Source organism: Bulleidia sp. HCP3S3_C9, from assembly GCF_052064035.1.
Lineage (GTDB): Bacteria > Bacillota_I > Bacilli_A > Erysipelotrichales > Erysipelotrichaceae > Bulleidia.
In genome coordinates, this window is record NZ_JBQHWJ010000003.1 from 11,968 (window position 1) to 34,675 (window position 22,708).

The following is a 22,708-nucleotide window of genomic DNA, read 5'->3' on the forward strand; positions in this document are numbered from 1 at the left end:
AAGCAATGTGGTTGCTTCTAGGATTACTTTAAGTTTTTGATACCTTCTTCTAGCATCTCTAATTGTAAGAGTGTCTGTTCTTCCGTAACAAGTGGCGGTGCCTGGTGCATGATCGTATCATAGAATGCATCATAATATCTCCCATAGTCACCTCGTTCTGAGATGACTTTTTCTTCGTGATAGACATTGTTTTCATCGTAGTACATCAATGTTCCGTATTCTTCAGGGGTATCTAGACCAAAGTCTTTGTTGGCTGGCATATAGAAATGTTTGAGATCTCTTTCCTGGAGATCTTTTGTGTATTTGATGAAGCATCCTTTCTTTCCATAGACAGTAAAGCCAGGTCTTTCTTTCACACGGAAATAAGAAGAACGATCAGAAATCTTGAGATTTCCATAATACAGATCTACATCAAAATAGTCGTTCATTCTGCCTGTGCCTAAGAGTTGTCTGACATCATAATGCACATGATCTGGTTTACCAAAATATGAAATAATCTGATCCAGCGTATGACAGGCATGACCATACCAGTAAGAATTCAATCTTGAAAATGTATGTACAGCTTCAGGTGTTTCTGGCCGGTAATAGTCAAATCCCATTTCAATTTCTAACAGTTCGCCTAATTTATTGGATTCTATGACTTTCTGTACTGTCAAGAAATCGGAATCAAATCTACGATTCTGATAGCACTCTAGAATCAAACCTTTTTGTCTTGCAAGGGCAAAACATTCTTTTGCTTCCTGCACTGTTTCCATGAATGGTTTTTCACAAATGCAGTTTTTTCCGGCATTTAAAACTTCTTTGACATAACTGTAATGAGAAGATGCCGGTGTAGAAATAACAATGGTATTGATTTCAGGATCATCATATAAATCATGAATATTATCTGTGTATGTAATTCCATCAATTCTTTGCCATTCATGTTTATCTAGATTTCTTGCATAGATTTTTTTGACTTTGATTTTATCTTTTCTTTGTAGAACGAATGGCAGGTGGTAACGGTTTGTACTTTTTCCGTTTGCGATAAATGCGATAACTAGTTTCTGCATAATATTTCTCCCTGAATAATTTGAATGCCATCTTTTATAAATGTATTTTTCATTTCCTGTGTGAGTTTGTTATCAGAAACAACAGTGATTTTATTGTTGAGATTCATAGATACGGTACCAACATGATTGAATTTCTCACTTTCACTGACAACAATGATTTCATCTGCGGCCTTTGCCATGCTTTTCACTGCTTCTGCACGCATTGTATCTTTATTTGTGAATCCTGTTTTTGAGGAATAGCCATCAGTACCAATAAAGAAGTAGTGTACATGGAAGAAGGACGCATTTGTTTCAATCATTGCTCCTACGGTACATTGTGAATCTTTTTGATAGATACCACCTAAAAGAATAATATTTACATCTTCTTCTCTGATAAAGTCAGCAATATAAGCACTGTTTGTAATGATTGTAACGTTTTTTTTCTCTTTTGCGATGATGGATGCTAATAGTGCACAACAGCTTCCATTTTCAATCATGATCGTATCATTATCATTGACAAGTTTACTTGCTTCATAGGCAATCTGTCTTTTTTCTTCATAATGATAGGATAGTCTGCCTCTAAGATCATCTGTATTATTGATCATTGCGTATCCATGCATTCTTTTCACAAGACCAAGATCTTCCAATCCATCCAGATCTTTTCGCATTGTTACCTGTGATACATGACAGATTTCTGCCAAGGAAACAACATCTGCTTTTTCCTGTGTTGATAAGATTTCAAGGATTTTGTTTGTACGATTGTTTTTCATAAGTTCTCCTTAAAAGAACGCTTCAATTCCATGTGCTAAGAATATGTTCTGATATGGGATGAGATCTTCTTTATGCAGAGCTGTTGTATTGCGATATGCATATTCTTTATTGAGAAGTGAATACTTGTTTTCTCCGAACTGATGGAATGGCAGTAATTGTACTCTTTGAATGCCGAGTTCTTTGAACTGCTGAGAAAACATTTCTGCATCATGTAAAGAATCATTGAATCCTGGAATGACAGGAATTCTAGGAAGTACTGTTTTTCCTGAAGCGATTGCCTGTTTGATATTTTCTTTGATCAGTGTATTTTCTACACCTGTATATTCTTTGTGTTTTTGTGTATCCCAATGCTTCATATCAAACAATACATAATCAATATTCTCAATGACTTTTAAAAATACATCAGGTGATGCAAATCCAGTTGTTTCGCACGCTGTATGAATATTTTCTTCTTTGCATGCTTTTAATAGTTCGCAGGCAAATTCACTCTGCATAAGTAATTCACCGCCACTCAAAGTAATGCCGCCGCCACTCTCTTCATAGAATACTTCATCTTGCTTTACAATATTTAAGACTTGCTGGACAGTTTTTGTATCACCTTCATGTTTGAGTGCATTTTGTGGACATTCTTGTTCACATTCTAGACGCCCAATGCATGCTTTGTGATCGATGTGAATTTCATTGTTTACTTCTCTGACTGCGTTTTGTTTACATGTATCAATACAATGCAGACAATGTACGCATTTTTTTGTATCCCATAATATCTGTACTTTAGTTGATTGACTTTCCGGATTGGAACACCATTGGCATCTTAGAGGGCATCCCTTAAAAAATACAACGGTTCGAATCCCTGGACCGTCATTGACACTGAATTTCTGGATGTTGAATACAACACCTGTCTGTTCTCTATTTGCTTTCATAATTAACCTCAACAATATCGTAACATTAAAATACTGAAAATGAAATATAAAACTTACGAATGAAACCATGTTTTATTTAAAACGTAGAAATACATTGATTATCACTGAATATATTGGTATATTTGTTATAGAAATACGTAATGAAACTTACGAATGAAAGAGGTAATGATGGAAAACGTAGAACACTTTGGAAAATTAAGTGAAAGAATGCAATGCTTTCGAAATGAAGTTTTAAATGAAAAGCCTTATGTTGATGCAGAAAGAGCAGTACTGGTAACAGACGTATACAAAAAACATCAAAATCAGCCACGTGTCATGCTGCGTGCCTTGATGTTAAAAGAAATCCTGGAAAATCAGACAATCTATATTGAAAACAATACATTGATTGCTGGTAATCAGGCAACAAAGAATCGAAATGCACCTGTGTTTCCTGAATATACAATGAAATTCATCATGGATGAATTAGATCTGTTTGAAAAAAGAGATGGTGATGTTTTCTATATTACAGAAGAAACAAAACAACAGCTAAGAGAAATTGCACCATTCTGGGAAAATAATAATCTTCGTGCTAGAGGCGAAGCACTGCTTCCTGAAGAAGTATCTGTATTTATGGAAACTGGTGTATTTGGCATGGAAGGAAAGCTGAATGCGGGTGATGCACACTTGGCAGTTAACTATCAAAGAGTGTTGAAAGAAGGTCTTGCAGGGTATGAAGCAAGAGTAAAGAAACAACTGGAAGAACTGGATTTAACAGATATTGATGCGATAGATAAGTATGTATTCTATAAAGCAGTTCTTATTGTGATTGATGCGGTACATACATTTGCATTACGCTATGCCACAAAGGCAAAAGAACTTGCTTCTATGACAGTAGATGAATGTAGAAAAGAAGAGTTATTAAAGATAGCAGAAATCTGTACAAACGTTCCTTACCAGCCAGCACATTCCTTCTATGAAGCAATTCAATCTGTCTGGTTCATTCAATTGATTTTACAGATTGAAAGTAATGGTCATTCTTTATCTTATGGTAGATTTGATCAATACATGTATCCATACTATGAAAAGGATCATCGTGAAGGAAAGATTACAGATGAAGAAGTGCTTGAGCTGTTAGACTGTCTGTGGATTAAGACATTGACAATCAATAAAGTACGTTCTCAGGCACATACATTATCTTCTGCAGGATCTCCAATGTATCAGAATGTAACAATTGGCGGTCAGACAACAGATCATAAAGATGCGGTCAATGATTTGTCTTTCCTTGTGTTAAGATCTGTCGCACAGACAAGACTGACACAGCCAAACTTAACTGTGCGCTATCATGCAAACTTAAATCATCATTTCTTTGATGAATGTATTGAAGTTGTAAAGCTTGGATTTGGCATGCCTGCATTCAATAATGATGAAGTTATTATTCCATCTTTTATTCACTGGGGTGTCAAAGAAGAGGATGCCTACAACTACAGTGCGATTGGATGTGTTGAAACGGCAGTGCCTGGCAAGTGGGGTTATCGCTGTACTGGAATGTCTTATATCAATTTCCCACGTGTATTGTTATGCGCGATGAATGATGGCGTTGACTTGACAAGTGGAAAGAGATTTACAAAAGGATATGGAAAATTTGAAGATTTCAAGACATATGATGAATTGCTTGATGCATGGGATAAGACAGTACGTGAAATGACGAGATATTCTGTTATTGTTGAAAATGCAATTGATAAGGCTAGTGAAAGAGATGTACCTGATATCTTATGTTCCTGCTTGACGGATGACTGTATTGCTAGAGGAAAGACTATTAAAGAAGGTGGTGCGGTCTATGATTTCATCTCTGGATTGCAGGTGGGAATTGCCAATATGGCGGATTCTTTAAGTGCAATCAAAACCCTTGTCTATGATGAAAAGAAAATAACACAAAAGCAGCTTTGGGATGCAATTATAGATGATTTCAAATCAGAAGAAAGTCAAAAGATCCAAAAGATGCTGATCCATGATGCACCAAAGTATGGAAATGATAATGATGATGTAGATATGCTTGTTGTAGAAGCGTATGATTCCTACCTTGATGAAATCAAGAAGTATCCAAATACAAGATTCCATAGAGGTCCGATTGGTGGTATTCGCTATGGCGGTACATCTTCCATTTCCGCAAATGTTGGTCAAGGCATGTCAACGTTTGCTACACCAGATGGCAGAAAGGCATGGGAGCCACTTGCAGAAGGATGTTCACCAGCACATAACTGTGATAAGAATGGTCCAACAGCTGTATTTAAGACTGTTTCTAAATTGCCTACAGAAAAGATTACAGGTGGTGTACTGCTGAATCAGAAAATGACACCGACAATGCTGCAGTCAGAAGAAAATAAACAGAAGCTTGAAATGTTGATTCGTGCATTCTTTAATCGTCTGCATGGATATCATGTACAGTACAATATCGTTTCCAAAGAAACGTTGCTTGATGCACAGAAGCATCCTGAAAAGCATACGGATCTCATTGTCCGTGTTGCGGGATATTCAGCATTCTTTAATGTGCTGAGTAAAAAGACACAGGATGATATTATCGGTAGAAGTGAACAGACATTATAGGAGATAAGGAAAATGAAATTATTTATTGATGATGCAAATATTGAAGCAATTAAAAGATTGTGTGATCTATACCCAATTGATGGTGTTACCACAAATCCTTCTATTTTAAGCAAACAGAACAGAAATCCAGAAGAAGTTCTAAAAGAAATTAGAGAAATCATCGGAGAAGACGGTATCTTATTTGCACAGGCAATTCCAACAGATGCTGAAGGCATGGTAAAAGATGCTGAAGCAATTGTACGTGTATTAGGAAAGAATACAGTTGTTAAGATTCCTTGTATTCCGGAAGGATTTAAAGCAATCCGTATATTGAAGCAAAAGGGGATTCCAACATGTGGAACAGTTGTGTATACACCAATGCAGGCGTATCTAGCCGCAAAGGCTGGTGCAAGCTATGTTGCACCATATGTGAATCGTATTGATAATATGGGATATGATGGAATTTATGTGACGAAGCAGATTCATGATATTTTAGTGAATAATCATATGGACTGTGGTGTACTTGCAGCTTCCTTTAAAAACAGCCAGCAGGTTCTTGAGTTATGTGAATATGGTGTTTATTCATCCACATGTGCTCCAGATGTTATTGATGGATTTGTGAAGAATCTCGCGATTGATGGTGCAGTAAATGATTTTATCAGTGACTTTAACAAGCTTGGTCAAGATAAAACAATGAAAGATTACTTTGAATAGTTCACACTGTTATAAAAAGTGATAAAATAGTTACCATGAAAACAGGATTAATATTAGAAGGTGGAGCAATGCGTGGTTTATTCACGGCAGGTGTTCTAGACGTTTTTATGGTCAATGATATCTGTTTTGATGGTGCAATCGGTGTGAGTGCTGGTGCTGCTTTTGGATGTAATATCAAATCAAAACAGATTGGAAGAGTTTTGCGTTATAACATGGCATATTGTAGAGATAAACGACATGCATCGATTTTTTCTCTATTGTTAACAGGAAACTTATTTTCAACAAAGTTTAACTATAATATGCTTCCATATCATCTGGATTTATGGGATAGTGAAACGTTTGAAAAGAATCCAATGGCGTTCTATTGTGTTGCAACGGATGTGAAGACTGCTCGTCCTGTATATCATAAATGTACGGATGGAACAAAAAATGATCTTCTTTGGATCCAGGGTTCTGCGTCTATGCCAATGGTATCGAGATGCGTAAAAGTTGATGGATATGAACTATTGGATGGTGGAATCAGTGATTCCATACCATTACGATATTTTGAATCCATTGGCTATACAAAGAATGTTGTGGTACTGACACAGCCATTTGGCTACCGTAAACAGCCATATTCTTCTAATATGCAGAAGTTGATGAAAGTAGCTTTAGCAAAATATCCATTGTTATTGGAAAAGCTTCTTCATCGTTATGAAGAATACAATGCGTGTATTGATGAAATACTTGAAAAAGAAGCAAAAGGGGAAATCTTTGTGATTCGACCTCCAGAAGCTTTGAATATTCCAAGTGTATGTAGAGATCCGAAAGAATATAAACGTGTATATGATTTAGGAAGAAGACAGGCATTATCACAACTGCATGCACTGGAACAATTTTTGAATAAATAATTCAGGGAATCCTCTTGTTTTCTGTGAATAGTAATATAGGAGGATTTTTTATGAGTAATGAAGAAATTGAAGAATATTTTTCTAGTTTAAAGACAGAAGTGAAAGAAAAAGTAGATTTTGAAGAAAAGTTGAATGCTTTGTTGAAAAAAGATGTGAAGTATCATCCTCAGCAACTATACTTTGATTTTTGTCAAATGGAAATTTGTGAAAATATGAAAATCTGAAAGTCCCTAATTCTAGGGACTTTCTTCAATTTGTATGAAACAAATTGAATTGTGAACAAAATAACTAATGAAAACGACAGAAATCTTGAGTGTTTTGGTTGAAATCATATCTAAAAAACAGTATCCTTTTGAAGGATAACATAAATAGTTGGAAATCCAACTATTTAGAATTCTTGGAAGAGGGCAATTATGAATGTAATTAAAAGAAGTGGAGAAGAAGTATCTTTTGATGCGGATAAGATACTTTTAGCAATAGAAAAAGCAAATCAGGCTACGCAGGAAAACAGACAGATTTCAGAAGATAAGATTACTGAAATCACAAATCGCGTCATTCAGAAGTGTAATGAAATTGCACGTAGTATTTCTGTGGAAGAAATTCAGGATCTTGTTGAAAATGAATTAATGGCAGAAGGTGCATATACAGTGGCACATAACTATATTACATATCGTTATGAAAGAGCACTTGTTCGTAAAGCCAACACAACCGACAAGAAGATTCTTTCTTTGCTGGGACGTAATAACGAAGAAGCTATGCAGGAAAATTCTAATAAGAATCCAACTGTAAACTCAACACAGCGTGACTATATGGCTGGTGAAGTTTCTAAGGATATTACAAGAAGATTCCTGCTGCCTAAGGAAATCTGGGATGCACATGAAAAGGGAATCATTCATTTCCATGATTCTGACTATTTTGCACAGCCGATGTATAACTGTTGTTTAGTGAATCTGGAAGATATGCTGCAGAACGGAACAGTGATTTCAGGCACACATATTGATAAGCCACATAGCTTTGCGACTGCCTGCAATATCGCAACACAGATCATTGCACAGGTAGCATCTAACCAGTATGGCGGTCAGACAATCACACTTTCTCATCTTGCACCATTCGTAGATATTTCCAGACAGAAATATAGAAAGTCTGTAAAGGCAGAAATGGAAGCAGCTGGTGTAGAAATCAGTGAAGACAAGATCAATACAATTGCTGAAGAAAGAGTGAAGCGTGAAGTCACAACTGGTGTACAGACAATTCAGTATCAGATCATTACATTGATGACAACAAATGGACAGGCTCCTTTCGTTACTGTATTCATGTATCTGGATGAAGTTGCTGAAGGTCAGACAAGAGACGATCTTGCTTTGATTATCGAAGAAATGCTCAAGCAGAGAATGCAGGGTGTTAAGAATGAAAAAGGTGTTTATATTACTCCAGCATTCCCTAAACTCATTTATTGCTTAGATGAAGATAATATTTATAACGATTCTAAGTATTACTACCTGACAAAGCTCGCTGCTGAATGTACAGCAAAGAGAATGGTTCCTGACTATATTTCTGCTAAGATCATGAAAGAATTGAAGGGCGATGTATATCCATGCATGGGATGCCGTTCATTCCTTACACCTGACCGTTTTACTGAAAATGGATGGGAAAACAATGAACATGCGATGAATTCATCTTCTAAGCATAAGTATTACGGCAGATTTAATCAGGGTGTTGTAACAATTAACCTTGTTGATGTTGCCTGCTCTTCTAAGAAGGATATGAACGCATTCTGGAAGATCTTTGATGAAAGACTTGATCTTTGTTACAAGGCATTGATGATCCGCCATGACCGTTTGAAGGGTACACCTAGTGATGTTGCGCCTATTCTATGGCAGTATGGTGCAATTGCTAGACTTGAAAAGGGTGAAACAATTGATAAGCTTTTGTTTAATGGATATTCTACAATTTCTCTTGGCTATGGTGGACTGGCTGAATGTGTTCGCTATATGACAGGTTTATCTCATACAACACCAGAAGGTGAAAAGTTTGGACTGGCTGTAATGAAGCATTTGAATGATGCCTGTGCAAAGTGGAAGCAGCAGACAAACATTGATTTCTCAGTATATGGAACACCAATGGAATCTACAACATACAAGTTTGCAAAGTGCCTGCAGGAAAGATTTGGCATCATTAAAGGCGTTACAGATAAGAACTATATTACAAACTCTTATCACATCCACGTAACGGAAGAAATCAATGCATTTGATAAATTGACAGAGGAAAGCAAATTCCAGGAATTATCTCCAGGTGGGGCAATTTCCTATGTTGAAGTTCCTAACATGCAGAATAACGTACAGGCTGTATTACAGTTAATGAAGCATATCTACAATACAATTATGTATGCTGAATTGAATACAAAGAGTGACTATTGCCAGGTATGTGGATATACAGGTGAAATTCAGATCATGGAAGATGAAAATAAGAAGCTGATCTGGAAGTGTCCAAATTGTGGTAATACTGATCAGAATAAGATGAACGTTGCTAGAAGAACGTGCGGGTACATTGGTACACAGTTCTGGAACCAGGGAAGAACGCAAGAGATCAAAGAGCGTGTTTTACACTTGTGAAATTTTTGAATGGAAACTGGGAAAAAGAACTGGAAAAAATTTTTTTCGGAAAACCACTGGAGCGAACATTATTGGCATTAACCCTTGAAAACTCAGTTTTAAAAAGTGACAAAAAAACGAACATTATTTTCTGGGAGAGACGTAAAAGTCTCTTCTTTTTTGTGGAATGATGACATGTCTGTTATTTTCCAATTTAATCACGAATATTCCAATTTAATCGCGAACAGGAGAAAGAAAAAGACCGACTGACCCCGCTTGAATCAATAGATTACAGATGGGGAATGCGTCGGTCAGTATTCAAAATTGTCATGTATATACTCTTCAAAAAGAGGTAAAGTAAAGCGCACAAACCCTCGATGACTGCCATCTATGACTCCCTTTTTTATCAGTCGCTGACGATAAGGATTGAATTCATTTGAGGTCATATGTAAATGCTCGCGTATATCTGAAATCTTACGACTGCTCGAATCGGAAATTCCTTTTGCCACAAGACGATCCTTTTCTGAAAGTTCAGACCAGACTTTGTCATATACTAAATCGCTTAAATACTGCTTGTAATCATCTAATACATTTTTGTAGTCACCATTGCTGTTCCATGTCAGATATCCAAGAACCTGAAATGCAAATGGATACCCTTTTGTAAGATTGGCCATTTCAGAAGCCTGTTCTTCATTCAATTTAAAAATTGATTTGTATTTGTTGGCAATTGCTACGGTGTTTAGTGGTTTCAACTGAATTTTCGGAGCACGGTACAGAAAAGTAAGATTTTTTTCATTTTGAAGTTCATCAATATTTTCATACAATCCAGTCCCAAGTAAAAATACAGGTAAGCCTAGTCTTACAAAAATCTGGAAAGATCCAGCAAATATCTTCATGTATTCAGTGTTTGACATCTCATCAATGCAGATCAGCAAACGTTTATTTTCACTTTGGATTTTTTCAAGGATTTTGATAATGGCAGTCTCAGGGTCAGTAATCTGGGGAGTACCCTCAACAGAAACACCAAATCCAAAGAATGACAGGTCAATTTTTGCTGATTTGATAAAAGAAGAAATGATGTTATTGCTATACAGTTTTGACAGCATAGACTGCAACAAATCAGTTGCCGGATTCAACTCCAGAACAATCCAGTTAATGTTTTCTCTAAGTTTTTGAGCTATTTCCGACATCATCACTGTCTTTCCTGTGCCTCTGAAACCTGTGATAACAAACATTTGTTGATTAATGTTTTCAGATGTAAAAGCATCCATGATTTCAAAAATCTGTTTTGGTCTGTCTACGGATTCAAGAGGACTTTTTCCAAAAACCAATGTAAACGGGTTTGACATACATTTCTCCTTTTACTGTTCTTTACTATTCTGAAATTATTTTACTATTCTTTACTGTTTTATTCAAGATAATGTCCCTGCCATTTCCGCTATTATTTGTCTTTGAGGGAAATAAAACGGATCTGGAACAGATTATAGGATATCGGTTGTAACTTTTTTATGAACTCTATTGACAAGAAAACTTGGTATGCGTATGATTGAAATATGCAAAGAAAACTTGGCATGGAGGTGTTTTTATGAAAAAGGAAGAAATCTTAAATGCAAGCAGAAAAGAACATCGCAATAAGGACTTGGCTGAAATGGAAGTGGTATATCAAGCCGGAAGTCATGCAAGCAGAGTTGGTGCTTTAGTGTGTTGTTTGCTTTCACTGTTATCTTCTGTGCTTGCTCATACTAAGATTTACAGTCCGTGGGTTATATACTTCAGCATTATTGCAACACAATGGTTAGTTCGTTTTATCAAAATGAAGCGAAAGAGTGATCTGGTCTTGACCGTTCTGTTTTTTGTGCTTTCCATTTTGGCATTTGTTGAATTTTTTAGCCACCTTTTAGAGGTGAGAATATGAAAGAACAGTTACAACTGAAAAATCGCTTAAAGGAAGTTCGCACAGAAGCAAATCTTTCTCAAGCTCAGCTTGCAGAAATGGTAGGAGTATCAAGAAACACGATTAGTTCTATTGAAACAGGACAGTTTAATCCAACTGCAAAATTGGCTTTAATTCTTTGTATTGCATTGGACAAAAAATTTGAGGAACTATTCTATTTTTAGGAGGTCATTATGGAAAATATTATAATGTTGATTTTGGGAGTGTTCATATCTGTTGTGGGAATTGTAAATATCAACGGCAATGTCAGCACAATTCATTCTTACAATAGACGAAGAGTAAAAGAAGAAGATGTACCGAAGTATGGAAAAGTTGTTGGAACAGGAACACTGATTATAGGAATATCTATTGTATTAGGCTTTGTTGTTTCGTTTTGGAGCGAAGAAATTATGGGATATATCATTCTTCCATCAGTTATTGTCGGATTAGGCTTTATATTGTATGGACAGTTCAGATACAATAAAGGAATTTTTTGAGAATCAGGGAGGTATAAAGATGGAATTGAACACAATATCAGGTCTGGCGATAGCTGGAGTTATCTGCTCCGTTGTCCTCTCGATTGGGGTACCGATTGCTTTGTTCATTGCAGGAAGGGTGAAGCTTAAGGCAAGGATTTCCTCGTTCTTTATCGGAGCAGGAACCTATCTGCTGTTTGCCATGCTGTTGGAGCAGCAGCTGCATGTTCTTGTCATTCGGTTCTGCGGACTGAACGCACAGAGCAGGCCATGGCTTTACTATGTGTACGGGGCTTTGGCTGCAGCGGTTTTTGAAGAGACCGGAAGACTGATTGCCATGAAATTCTGGATGAAGAAATGGCTGGATTTTCCAAATGCACTGATGTATGGAATCGGGCATGGCGGTGTGGAGGCAATTCTGATCGGAGGACTTTCCGAAATCAGCAATCTTGTGTCCATGCTGATGATCAACAGCGGAGCCATGCAGAATACGCTGGCGGCACTTCCTGCTGAGTCTGCAAACCAGACCGTGTCACAGCTGTCGGCCCTATGGACAACACCGGCACCACTCTTTTTTGTAAGCGGAATCGAAAGAATCAGTGCCATCATTCTGCATATCGGGTTGTCACTGTTGATCTACCGGGCGGTAAAGGCAGGCAAATGCAGGACAGCAACTTTTACAGCGGTTCTTGCATATGGGATTCATTTTATCGTGGACTTCTTTGCCGTGGCAGGTCCGACGCTTCTTCCCATCTATGTGATTGAAATTGGTGTCTTTGTGATGGCAACCGGAACTCTTGTTATGGCGCTGAAGATGGGAAGGATGGAAGAACTGTGAATTCCAGTTTTCTGCTATCATAAAACAGAATATATCTGACAGAACGCACCGTAGAAATACGGTGTTTTTTGTTACCCCAAACCCATAATTCAATACATAACCACAGGTTAGTACAAATACCTTATGTGCTTTTTTTAAAGGTATCATCATGTAGAAACTCAGTCCTTTTTCATTTAGTCATTAATTGAAAGATCAAAGTCTTTCATAATCTGCATTCGTCCAAAGATTGCGACTAAATATCTTGTTGACAGATAAGTCATAAAAATAAAAAACAAACATTATTATATTTCAGGAATGACACAAGCCTTCTCGAAAAAGGAAACATTATTCTGCAACAGGGCTAATACATAATGTTCACAGCTGAGAAAACAAACAAAATGTAATTCAGGCATAAATAAGCTTAAACTGCGATATTGGATAATGTTTGCCACTTTCAAGTATTTGTTTCCAACTGTTTCCTTAACAACAGAATAATGCATGAATCAGTGTTTCCAACTGTTTTCTTAACAACAGCAAGACTTTCGACTTTTTCTCAATTAGAAAATGATTGACAGGATCATGAAAACATGGAACTATTATCTCAGTAATAGAAGTCATGATTAGTTTACGAAGGAAAACACCATCAATATGATGGAGAGAACGGTGCGAATCCGTTAAGCTTCTATTACTTAGAATATCGATTTAAGCAACCGTTCAATTATGGTTGCTTTTTTATAAATCCGAACAGGTGACAAAATCAGAGATTCGCATCCTGGTAGGCTTGGTTAAGCTGTTTTTAGCCAGTCACTGGTGCACAATAAGGGAAAAGAAAAAGAGACGAATCGCCAACGCCTCTTCTTCAAGTACTTGATGTACACAGGATATAAATATAATATCATAGAACACACATTTCTTGTTCGAGATTAAGTTGGAAAACTTGGTTGCTTATGTTGTCCTGTAAATATATAAATGTTGTTTATGTTCGTGATTAAGTTGGAAAAAAGAGGTCTGAAACATAGGAATACGTTCTTGATTAAGTTGAAAAATAACATTATGGCTATTTATTTAGATTTTATGCCACTTTAGTGGCCTATATTTTGAATGCGATTTCATTTGTGAAGCTGTGAAACGATTGACAAAAAAATCGCATGCTATATTATATATGAGCTAAATGTACCTTGGGTTTACATTTAGAAATGTGTATTGCACAGAAGTGGAATGAAAGATGTTTTCATAGGAATATTCCAGTGTCCGGAAACTGTGAATATTTGTTGTGTACGTACTCTTTGGAACCGTGATGTGTCATACATTCAAGAGGGAAGAAAATGAAAAAGATTAAAACTTTATTAGCTGCAATTGCCTTAGGCGTTGCAACAGGTTGCTCTACTGGTTCTTCTGCAAATACTACAGGTAGTAAAACAATCAGTAAGAGTGCAACTGGTTACGGGGGAAAACTGAACGTTGATGTTACAGTAGAAGATGGAAAGATTACAGATATCGCTTTAGGCGACAATCATGAAACTAATGTTATCATCGACCGTGCATTCCCGGTTATTCGTGACCGTATTATTAAGGCAAATTCTCCAGCTGTTGACTCTGTCAGTGCTGCTACATTCTCAAGCCATGCTGTTAAGCAGGCTGTAGCTGATGCATTGAAAGAAGCTGGTGTTACTTATGAAGGTGAAGTAACAAAGGATGCAAGTTCTTTCAGCGAAAATCCAAAAAAAGTTGAAGATGTAAATGCTGATGCAGTTATCGTTGGTGGTGGTCCTAGTGGACTTGCTGCTGCTATTACAATCAAACAGGAAAATGCTGATGCAAATGTTGTTGTATGCGAAAAATTAGATATTCTGAGTGGTAACGGTAAGTTCGACATGAACTACTTCGACATGGTAAATTCCAAAGCTGAGGAAGCTGCAGGTAACGTTGTTACTGCTGATGATTTATTTGAAGAAAAGAAAGAAAATGGCGAAGGTGAAGCACGTGTCAGAGCCTGGGCTGATTGCGAAGGTACAATGGACGCATGGTTAAGAGACATGGGCGTTGAACTGAACTACAACTATGGTGGAACTAACCACATGGCTGAAGAAGATCAGTATGCCGGTGAAGTTGTTCAGGCAGGTCTTGAAAAAACAGCTAATGAATTAGGTGTAACAATTCTTACAGGAACAAAGGGTGTTGACTTTGTTATGGATGGTAAGAAAGTAACTGGTGTTACAGTATCCAATACAAAGGGTGAAACATATAACATCTTAGCTCCATATACAGTTGTAGCTACAGGTGGTTTCTGCTCTAACCCTGAATTATTAGCTAAATATGCACCAGGTAATGAAAATTTGAACACAAGTAACCAGCTTGGTACAACAGGTGACTTTGTAAGCGTATTTGAAAACTATGGCATGAAACTTGATCGTATGGACAAGATGAGTGTATTTGATAATATCATCGTTCCACGTCGTGACTTAACAGGCGGTGCTGATATGAATCTTCTTGTTAACAAGAACGGTGAATTATTAAATAATAACTTATCTGGTCTTGATCGTTGGACAATGGAACAGGAACAGCCTGATCATGCAGCATTCTACATTACTGATTCTACAGGATATGATTCCTTCTACCGTATTCGCAAACATGTTGGTTTAGGATACTATCAGGAAGGCGCAACAATTGAAGAATTAGCTGAAAAACTCGGAATTGATGCAGACGCATTAAAGAAGACAGTAGAAGATTTCAATGCACGTGCAGCAAAAGGCGAAACAGATCCTGTTCTGGAAGAAGCTGCTTCTCGTACATTCGATGCTGAAGGTCCATATTATGGTGTAAGAGTTGAAGCTGCTAACCATATGACAAAGGGTGGTATTGTCTGTGATGAAAACGGACAGGCATTATATGCTGATGATTCTTTAGTAGAAGGCTTATTTGCTACAGGTGAAGTTACTGCTCAGGGTGGCGGTTATAGTGAATCTGTAAGCTGGGGCCGTATTGCCGGTGCTTACATTGCTGGTGAATTAAGCAAATAACCATTTATAAAGCTGTATGAAAGGAATGAGTTCTAAGAACTTGTTCCTTTTTTTGACTGCGTATATGTATTGAATAAGGTTGTCTGTAAGAAGAAATAAAGAGAAGAACGAAGAATTGATGAAAGTCTGCATTTCGCTAAGAGAATATTCAGAGTGTATAGAGGCAGCCAGAGAAGAGAAAAGAAAGAAGTACTTGAGAAGGCATCGTACAAATGCTGAACACCATGGAACCAAGTGAAAGTATTTATACTAAAATACAGTTAAGAAGAGCAGAGGTGGAAACGATGCTGGAAACAGAGTTCAATCTTAAAGAATATGGTGAAACATTAAAGGAAGAAGGACAGAAAATAGGCGAGCAGAAAAAAACTATTGATATATCTGGATGGCAAACCAATCAATTTCAATAAATGGAATGTGAAACATCTTACATATACAATATGTACTTTATGTACTTTTGAAGATACCAATTGGGAAAGTATAGATATATCAAAGTGGAATACATCTTATTTAGCAGAAACAAGAGATATGTTTGGAGCATGTAATAAAAAAATATACGTATCAAAAAGTTTCCCGTTAAATAGTATTTCTAGTTCGCAAAATATGTTTTATGGCTGTGTGTCTCTTATAGGCGGAGCAGGCACAACATATGATCCAACATTCATTGACGCTACAGCAGCACGTATTGACGGAGGATCAGAGAATCCTGGATACTTCACAGATATCAAGGATAAAGCTGCTGAATCAGTTGCTGATCAGACACCATCTGCTGACAACTCAGAGGACGAAGAGAGTACAGACACAAACAATTAAATATCAAAAAAGACTGAGTAACTACACTATGTAGAAACTCAGTCCTTTTTTTATTTAGCCATTAACTGGAAAATCAAAGCCTATTATAATCTGTTCAACCAAAGATTGCGACCAAATAACTTGTTGACAGATAGATCATAGAAATAAAAAAACAAACATTATTATATATAAAGGGATAACTCAAGATTTCTCGAATGAGAAAACATTATTCTGAACAAGGCTGGTACATAATATTCACAGCTGGGAAAAACAAACAAAATGGAATTCAGGCATAAATAAGCTTTAACTGCAATATCGGATAAAGTCTGCCACTTTTAAGTATCACATAATTATTCCAAAAAGTAGAGCCAAAAGATTCATAAAACAATAAAAAACAAAAAAAGACAAAAATAAATCAATAAAATTTGAAAACAATCAAAAAAAATTGTCACATATAAAGATTTATCACATAATTTTACGGAAATTAGTACCAAAATGGCAGCGCAGCATTGTATGCGCTTACAAAATGGAACTAAAATAGTTTCATCAGAAAGGAAACGTAAAGTTTTATGAAAGAAAAATTTATGAATGGCCTTCTTACTCTTGCAGGTAAGATGCAGTCAAACACAGTCCTCTCAGCAATCAAGGATGCGTTTATTGACAACATGCCAGTCGTCATTTGGGGGGCTTTCTGTACTCTGTTCCAATTCGTCATTTGCCAGACTGGTGGTGTACCAGATCCAAAGACAGGAGAACTGATTTACTATGTTTCTCTCGCAAACGTTCCAGGTTTTGCTTGGCTCGAAACATTAACACCAATTTTCACAACAGCTAACTATGGCTGTATGAACTTCATGGCAGTTTCTATCTGTATTCTTGTTTCCATGCACTTTGCTGAAAACATTGGACATCCAAATGACAGAACTGTTCCAGCGGTAGCACTTGCTTCATTCGTTACATTAATCAACACAACAGCATCTACAACAACAGAAAGTGGAGAAACAGTAACAATTTCTAATGTTGTTGCTTCTTCTTACACAAAAGCTGATGGATTATTTGTAGGCTTGCTTGTTGGTGTTCTAACTACATTACTCTATGTTAAACTTGTTGATTCAGGAAAGTTAAAGATTTCTCTTCCTGATTCAGTTCCACCAAACGTATCACAGTCATTTGCAGTACTGTTCCCAACAATCATCACAATTCTTTGTGTATCTATCGTTGGATATATCTGCTCTATGTTTGGCTTAACAATGTTTGATGTTATTTCAACAATCATGAAGCCAATTGAAAAGATCATGACTGGTCTGCCTGGCTATGTTACTGTTGTATTAATTATGCAGCTGTTATGGTGGTTCGGTATTCATGGACCAAACGTAATGGGTGCTGTTACAGGGCCATTCATGACTAAGATGATGGCTCAGAACCTTGAACTCTACCAGGCTGGTGAAGGAATCACTGCTTCTGGTGTATTCTATACAGCTGGTTCTAAGTATTCAATTATCGCTAACCCATTCGCTTCTGGATGGTTTGGCCCAACAGGTTCTGGTATCACAATGGGCTTGATCATTGCTATTATGCTCTTCTCTAAGAGAGATGACTTCAAGGCAATCGCTAAGTTATCTATTCCTTGTGGAATCTTTAATATCAATGAACCAATTATCTTCGGTATTCCAATGGTTATGAACGCATTGTTCGCAGTACCATTCTTCTTGACTCCAGTTGCTTGTGTATGCTGTGGTTATTTAGTACAGTATTTAGGACTCTGTCCATTGTTCGTTATCGACGTTCCATGGACAACGCCAATTGGCTTATTCGGATTCTTAGCATCTTCAGGAAATATCATGGGTGCTATCTGGCAGGTAGTCATTATCTTAGGTGTATCTACATTGATCTACACACCATTCGTCATTGCTTCTAACCGCCAGACAGAAGAAGCATAAGATTGATCTTTGCAAAGAATCAGAGTTTATCTCTGGTTCTTTTTCTTACTTATGTATGTCAAATATATTTGACAAATACAGAGATCGTACTATACTGTAATTGAAAGATGTCAAGTATATTTGACATTATAAAGGAGGATCTTATGGATTATACATTCTTAATATCTATGATTATTTTACTTGCGATTCCGCTATTCAATATTATCTTATATAAGGAAAAAGAGGACTATGGAGGCTATGATGAACGACAGGAAATTGTCAGAGGAAAAGCTTTCAAATATGGATTTCTGACAATGGTTTCTGTTGAAGGGATTATGTTATTGAAAGAACAGACAGATGGAATCTCAATTGAATGCAACGTTCTTATGATGGCTGGTATTCTGATTGGTGTACTTGTTGTGGTGCTGTATTGTATCTGGAACGATGCATACTGGCAATTGAAGCAAAAACCAATGCCATTTGTTTGTATGCTTGGGGCAGTTGCGCTATCTAACATGTTTATTGCAAAAGGAAAAACAATTGTTGAAAATGGAATTGTTACGTGGGAGGGTAGTAATCCAGTATTCATGGCTGTTTTCTTTTCAATCATTCTAATCAATGTTATCATCAAGATGTATATCGATAAGAAAAAAGATCAGTAACATGAAAAATCTGAAAATGAAGGAAGCAAGAACTGCACTTGGTTTATCTCAACAGGAAGTAGCAGATAAAGTAGGCGTATCTAGACAGACAATCAATGCAATAGAGAAGGGGGACTATAATCCAACGATTCGCTTATGCATTGAAGTTTGCAAGGTTTTAAACAAGACACTGGATGAATTATTCTGGGAATAATCTGCATAACAAAAAGACAACTGTTCATTTTCAGTTGTCTTTTAACATGTGGCTATACTGGTACACAATTCTGGAATCAAGCTAGAACACAAGAAATCAAAAAATGTGTCTGCTTAATAATTGCTTTCTACCACTGGACGTACAACAATTTCCTGAAGCATGCCATCTTCATTATTTTCTAATGCATAAATGACGTGTTTTGCGACTGTTTCTGGCTTTAAATAATCTGGACGATCATTTGTTCTAAAGTTTGTATCAACGCCTCCAGGATAGACATCTAATACCTTTACACCAGCATCTTTTACTTCTTTGACAAGAATTTTGCTCAATGCTTCAAATGCATCCTTACTTGAAGTATATCCACCATTGTCAGGATTAGAGAATAAGCAGCAGGAAGATAGAATATTGATAATCATTCCATCTTTCTTTTCAAGCATTGCTGGAATACATTTTTGAATACAAATCAATGGTGCAATTGTATTCACAGAATACATGTCTTCCAAGTCTTCAATAGCAATATCTTTGACAGCGGCTTTCTTTGCATTGAATCCTGCATTGTTGATCAATACATCAACACCGCCTTGTTGAACAATGTCATCTAGCGCCTGTTGTAAAGCAGTGCGATCTTTTAAATCAAATGTATATTTTCCTTTGCAGTGATTGATATTTAAGGCATCCATCTTTACTTGAGATCTGCCGAATAAGTAAAGTTCATATCCTTTTTCATCAAGTAATTGTGCAATGGCTTTTCCAATACCATCTGTTGCTCCTGTAATTAATACTGTTTTCATTTTAATTTCTTTAATTGCTCCTTATATTCTTCTGCTAAAGAAGATGTTCCTTGCATGAGCTCTAGAATATTTTTTGCCAGTGTCTGTGCAATCATCATAAAGGCAGTTTCTTCATCATATTTTGATGCAAGTCGATCAAATGTTTCTGATACGTAACCTAAAGATTCTTTTTGAGAAAATGCTCCAATTAAACTGAGATGAATCAGGCTATCTGCCAGATTTTCTGTATTGCTGCATTCTTCTTCCATCCAGTCTTCATCTAGTTCTTCATCATATGCATCATTGCTGAAATAGTCTAAAGAATTATTATAGTCTTCAACGTAGTATGGAAGTGTATCATCCATGCATTCTGAAAATTCTTTTTTTGCATAAGACAAGTCGAAGTTTTCAAAATCCTTTAACTGATTGATACGAACATTAAAAGGTGTATCTAGTCCTCTGTTATCTAACTGTTTATATGTCATTTCTGGTTTCAGTTTTCCATCAATGTAGAGTTTTAATGTATCAATTGCATAGGCAAATATGCCAAGTCCTTCTCCATCAAGCATAGAAGCATATCGCTTTCCTTTTCGATTGACTGTTTTTCCTTTCCTGCATGTAAATTCCCAGTTGCTGCAGTCATAATCATCACTATAGACAAATGTAAAAATATCTTCTAAATCAGCAAAACCTAATGTATCAATGTTGTCAGAATTATGTAAAAGTACTTCATTGAAATGCGAATCTTGTGCGTCCCATCCAAGTCCATATGCTTTCTTTCCTTGTATAAAAGCAAAACCATTTGCAGGGCTTTCAAGAAAGGCATTCACAATGATGTATGCAAATGTAACAAGATCAATATCTTGTCTGACCGCAATAGTTCTTTTCAGACGCTCTGGTGCATAATTCCAAGTAATATCTATGATTCTGTATTCCATATCATCTCCTGTCTGAATATATCATACCCTTTTTTCTTTGATATTGTATATTTTTTTAAACCGTTTACAATGAATGGTAGAAGGAGTTTAAAACTATGAAATTAAAATCATTTGGTGTATCCGTTTATCCGGATATCGAAAGCCTGGAGGATATTACAAAATATCTAGAAAGAGCTAGTAAATTTGGATGTGAATATGTTTTTTCAAGCATGTTCTCTGTAGAAGGAACGAAGGAAGAAGTATTAGACTACTTTAAAGAATTTATCAAAGTTGCACATAGCTTCAATATCAAAGTTGTATTAGATTTGAATCCACCATTCTTGAAGAAAATGGGTGTAGATTATGATGATGTATCCTTGATGCATGATATTGGGTGTGATGTGATGAGAATGGACATGCCGTTTGGTGCTGAAAAGGATCTTGTTCTTGTAAACAATCCATACAATATTTCTATTATGTTTAATGCATCTGGCTCATTTGCGGATGAACTGGCATACTTTGAAGAACATGGTGTACCAAAGGAAAAAGTACTGCTTGGACATAACTTCTATCCACAGCCATATACAGGTTTGAAGTGGAAGAACTTCTTGGAAACAAACCGTATCCTGAAGCAGTATGGTTATCCAGTACAGGCATTTATTTCTTCTAGAAATCCTGAAGCAACCGGTGTATGGGATGCGAACTATGGTTTGCCAACAGTAGAAAGATTAAGAAATCTTCCAATTGATACACAGGCAAGAATCATTGAAGCTACGGGTGACGTAGATATGGTGTGGATTGGTAATGCATTCGCTACAGAAGAAGAAATGGAATCCTTGATTGAAGTGCAGAAAGATGTACGTCCAATTGAAGATTCTCCTGTATATGAAATGTTTAAATCCTTTGGCTTATTAAGAAGAGAAAGAAAAGAAGATTGCAAGATCCGTGTTGTACTAGATGAAGGTATTACAGATACAGAACAGTATCAGCTGTTTGAAATGTTCCCACAGTTAGATATGGGTGATTCTAGTGAATGGATCTGGAGAAGCAGAACAGGCAGAATGGTTCAGCCAGATGTTCCTTTTAGAAAATGTGAAAAGGATATGTTTGAAGTTGGTGATGTATTGATTGTCAATAACAACTATCAGCATTATGCAGGTGAAATCCAGATTGTTCGTATTCCGTTCAAGAATGATGGACAAAGAAACTATCTTGGTCATTTAGCTGAAGGGGAAGAATTGATTCTTGATCTCTTAAAGAACTTTGATGAAGTTACTTTCTTGAAGGCAAAGTAAGATGGAATATAAGAGATTTCATGATACGATCGTTGTAAGAATGGATCGCGGTGAAGAAATTCTTACACAGCTAAAGGAAGTTGCTCTCAAAGAAAAAATCACATTAGCAAGTGTTCAGGCATTAGGCGCAATAGATCATTTTGTCGTTGGTGTATATGATGTAGATGAAAAACAGTATCACGCCAATACATTTGATGGAAGCTTTGAAATTGTATCATTGACAGGTACGATCAATACAATGCATGGAGAATACTATTCTCATCTGCATATGAGTGCAGGTAACGCAAAAGGGGAAGTATTCGGTGGACATTTAAATGAAGCAAGAGTATCTGCAACATGTGAAATGATCATTCAAATCATTGATGGCAATGTAGATCGCTATCATGATGAAATTACAGGTTTAAATCTATTTCAGTTTTAGAACAAAAAAAGCACATTGAT

23 protein-coding genes are annotated in these 22,708 nt (G+C 36.5%); 17 read left to right on the top strand and 6 right to left on the bottom strand.

Going from position 1 to position 22,708, the window contains the following annotated elements:
* Positions 1-23: 23 nt before the first annotated feature.
* The 3 genes from ACTND6_RS01160 to ACTND6_RS01170 are packed head-to-tail and all read right to left on the bottom strand — an operon-like array spanning position 24 to position 2,719.
* Entirely contained in the window at positions 24-1,049 is a 1,026-nt protein-coding gene (locus ACTND6_RS01160) for a Gfo/Idh/MocA family oxidoreductase (RefSeq protein WP_441021168.1), read from the bottom strand.
* Entirely contained in the window at positions 1,037-1,798 is a 762-nt protein-coding gene (locus tag ACTND6_RS01165) for a DeoR family transcriptional regulator (protein ID WP_178176087.1), read from the bottom strand. Before ACTND6_RS01165 ends, ACTND6_RS01160 begins: the two co-directional genes overlap by 13 nt.
* 9 nt (positions 1,799-1,807) lie before the next feature.
* Positions 1,808-2,719: a glycyl-radical enzyme activating protein gene (locus tag ACTND6_RS01170; RefSeq protein ID WP_441021170.1), complete on the bottom strand. Its 912-nt coding sequence runs from the start codon at positions 2,717-2,719 to the stop codon at positions 1,808-1,810.
* A 168-nt stretch (positions 2,720-2,887) separates the two neighbouring features.
* On the opposite strand from ACTND6_RS01170, the gene ACTND6_RS01175 reads away from it, so the two are divergent.
* From ACTND6_RS01175 to nrdD, 5 genes are all read left to right on the top strand, one after another.
* On the top strand, positions 2,888-5,302 hold the full coding sequence (locus ACTND6_RS01175; RefSeq protein ID WP_441021171.1) for a glycyl radical protein: 2,415 nt from the start codon (positions 2,888-2,890) through the stop codon (positions 5,300-5,302).
* A gap of 12 nt (positions 5,303-5,314) precedes the next feature.
* The gene (locus tag ACTND6_RS01180) at positions 5,315-5,995 is read left to right on the top strand and encodes a transaldolase family protein (protein ID WP_441021172.1); all 681 of its coding nucleotides are present in this window, start codon (positions 5,315-5,317) and stop codon (positions 5,993-5,995) included.
* 35 nt (positions 5,996-6,030) lie between these two features.
* On the top strand, positions 6,031-6,885 hold the full coding sequence (locus ACTND6_RS01185) for a patatin-like phospholipase family protein (protein ID WP_441021173.1): 855 nt from the start codon (positions 6,031-6,033) through the stop codon (positions 6,883-6,885).
* A gap of 50 nt (positions 6,886-6,935) precedes the next feature.
* Positions 6,936-7,109, top strand: a complete 174-nt coding sequence (locus ACTND6_RS01190; RefSeq protein ID WP_178176095.1) for a hypothetical protein — start codon at positions 6,936-6,938, stop codon at positions 7,107-7,109.
* 189 nt (positions 7,110-7,298) lie between these two features.
* Entirely contained in the window at positions 7,299-9,497 is a 2,199-nt protein-coding gene (gene nrdD / locus ACTND6_RS01195) for an anaerobic ribonucleoside-triphosphate reductase (protein ID WP_441021175.1), read from the top strand.
* 290 nt (positions 9,498-9,787) lie between these two features.
* On the opposite strand, the gene ACTND6_RS01200 is transcribed toward nrdD, so the two are convergent.
* The gene (locus ACTND6_RS01200) at positions 9,788-10,747 is read right to left on the bottom strand and encodes a hypothetical protein (RefSeq protein ID WP_441021177.1); all 960 of its coding nucleotides are present in this window, start codon (positions 10,745-10,747) and stop codon (positions 9,788-9,790) included.
* Between the two features lie 314 nt (positions 10,748-11,061).
* On the opposite strand from ACTND6_RS01200, the gene ACTND6_RS01205 reads away from it, so the two are divergent.
* From ACTND6_RS01205 to ACTND6_RS01250, 10 genes are all read left to right on the top strand, one after another.
* A complete protein-coding gene (locus ACTND6_RS01205) occupies positions 11,062-11,391 on the top strand; it encodes a DUF6442 family protein (RefSeq protein ID WP_441021179.1) in 330 nt (109 codons plus the stop codon).
* The gene (locus ACTND6_RS01210) at positions 11,388-11,594 is read left to right on the top strand and encodes a helix-turn-helix transcriptional regulator (RefSeq protein WP_441021181.1); all 207 of its coding nucleotides are present in this window, start codon (positions 11,388-11,390) and stop codon (positions 11,592-11,594) included. The genes ACTND6_RS01205 and ACTND6_RS01210 overlap by 4 nt, the downstream gene beginning before the upstream one ends.
* A 9-nt stretch (positions 11,595-11,603) precedes the next feature.
* On the top strand, positions 11,604-11,906 hold the full coding sequence (locus ACTND6_RS01215) for a hypothetical protein (protein WP_441021183.1): 303 nt from the start codon (positions 11,604-11,606) through the stop codon (positions 11,904-11,906).
* A gap of 19 nt (positions 11,907-11,925) precedes the next feature.
* Positions 11,926-12,723: a YhfC family intramembrane metalloprotease gene (locus ACTND6_RS01220; protein ID WP_441021185.1), complete on the top strand. Its 798-nt coding sequence runs from the start codon at positions 11,926-11,928 to the stop codon at positions 12,721-12,723.
* 1,304 nt (positions 12,724-14,027) lie between these two features.
* Complete coding sequence (locus ACTND6_RS01225; RefSeq protein WP_441021187.1) at positions 14,028-15,722, top strand: FAD-binding protein; 1,695 nt, start codon at positions 14,028-14,030, stop codon at positions 15,720-15,722.
* Positions 15,723-15,946: 224 nt separating this feature from the next.
* Positions 15,947-16,129 (top strand): hypothetical protein, encoded by a 183-nt coding sequence (locus ACTND6_RS01230; RefSeq protein WP_441021189.1) that lies wholly within the window; start codon positions 15,947-15,949, stop codon positions 16,127-16,129.
* A gap of 208 nt (positions 16,130-16,337) precedes the next feature.
* Positions 16,338-16,532, top strand: coding sequence for a hypothetical protein (locus ACTND6_RS01235; RefSeq protein ID WP_441021191.1), 195 nt, complete (start codon positions 16,338-16,340; stop codon positions 16,530-16,532).
* 548 nt (positions 16,533-17,080) lie between these two features.
* A complete protein-coding gene (locus ACTND6_RS01240) occupies positions 17,081-18,451 on the top strand; it encodes a PTS sugar transporter subunit IIC (protein ID WP_441021193.1) in 1,371 nt (456 codons plus the stop codon).
* A gap of 143 nt (positions 18,452-18,594) precedes the next feature.
* On the top strand, positions 18,595-19,092 hold the full coding sequence (locus ACTND6_RS01245) for a hypothetical protein (RefSeq protein WP_441021195.1): 498 nt from the start codon (positions 18,595-18,597) through the stop codon (positions 19,090-19,092).
* 1 nt (position 19,093) lies between these two features.
* Complete coding sequence (locus ACTND6_RS01250) at positions 19,094-19,285, top strand: helix-turn-helix transcriptional regulator (RefSeq protein ID WP_441021197.1); 192 nt, start codon at positions 19,094-19,096, stop codon at positions 19,283-19,285.
* A gap of 113 nt (positions 19,286-19,398) precedes the next feature.
* Here the strand turns inward: ACTND6_RS01250 and ACTND6_RS01255 are convergent, their stop codons facing one another.
* The gene (locus ACTND6_RS01255) at positions 19,399-20,076 is read right to left on the bottom strand and encodes an SDR family NAD(P)-dependent oxidoreductase (protein ID WP_441021199.1); all 678 of its coding nucleotides are present in this window, start codon (positions 20,074-20,076) and stop codon (positions 19,399-19,401) included.
* Positions 20,073-20,993 (bottom strand): hypothetical protein, encoded by a 921-nt coding sequence (locus tag ACTND6_RS01260; protein WP_441021200.1) that lies wholly within the window; start codon positions 20,991-20,993, stop codon positions 20,073-20,075. Before ACTND6_RS01260 ends, ACTND6_RS01255 begins: the two co-directional genes overlap by 4 nt.
* A gap of 95 nt (positions 20,994-21,088) precedes the next feature.
* Between ACTND6_RS01260 and ACTND6_RS01265 the strand changes: the two genes are divergently transcribed.
* A complete protein-coding gene (locus ACTND6_RS01265) occupies positions 21,089-22,267 on the top strand; it encodes a MupG family TIM beta-alpha barrel fold protein (RefSeq protein ID WP_441021202.1) in 1,179 nt (392 codons plus the stop codon).
* Between the two features lies 1 nt (position 22,268).
* Complete coding sequence (locus tag ACTND6_RS01270; protein ID WP_441021204.1) at positions 22,269-22,688, top strand: PPC domain-containing DNA-binding protein; 420 nt, start codon at positions 22,269-22,271, stop codon at positions 22,686-22,688.
* The last annotated feature ends 20 nt before the right edge of the window (positions 22,689-22,708 follow it).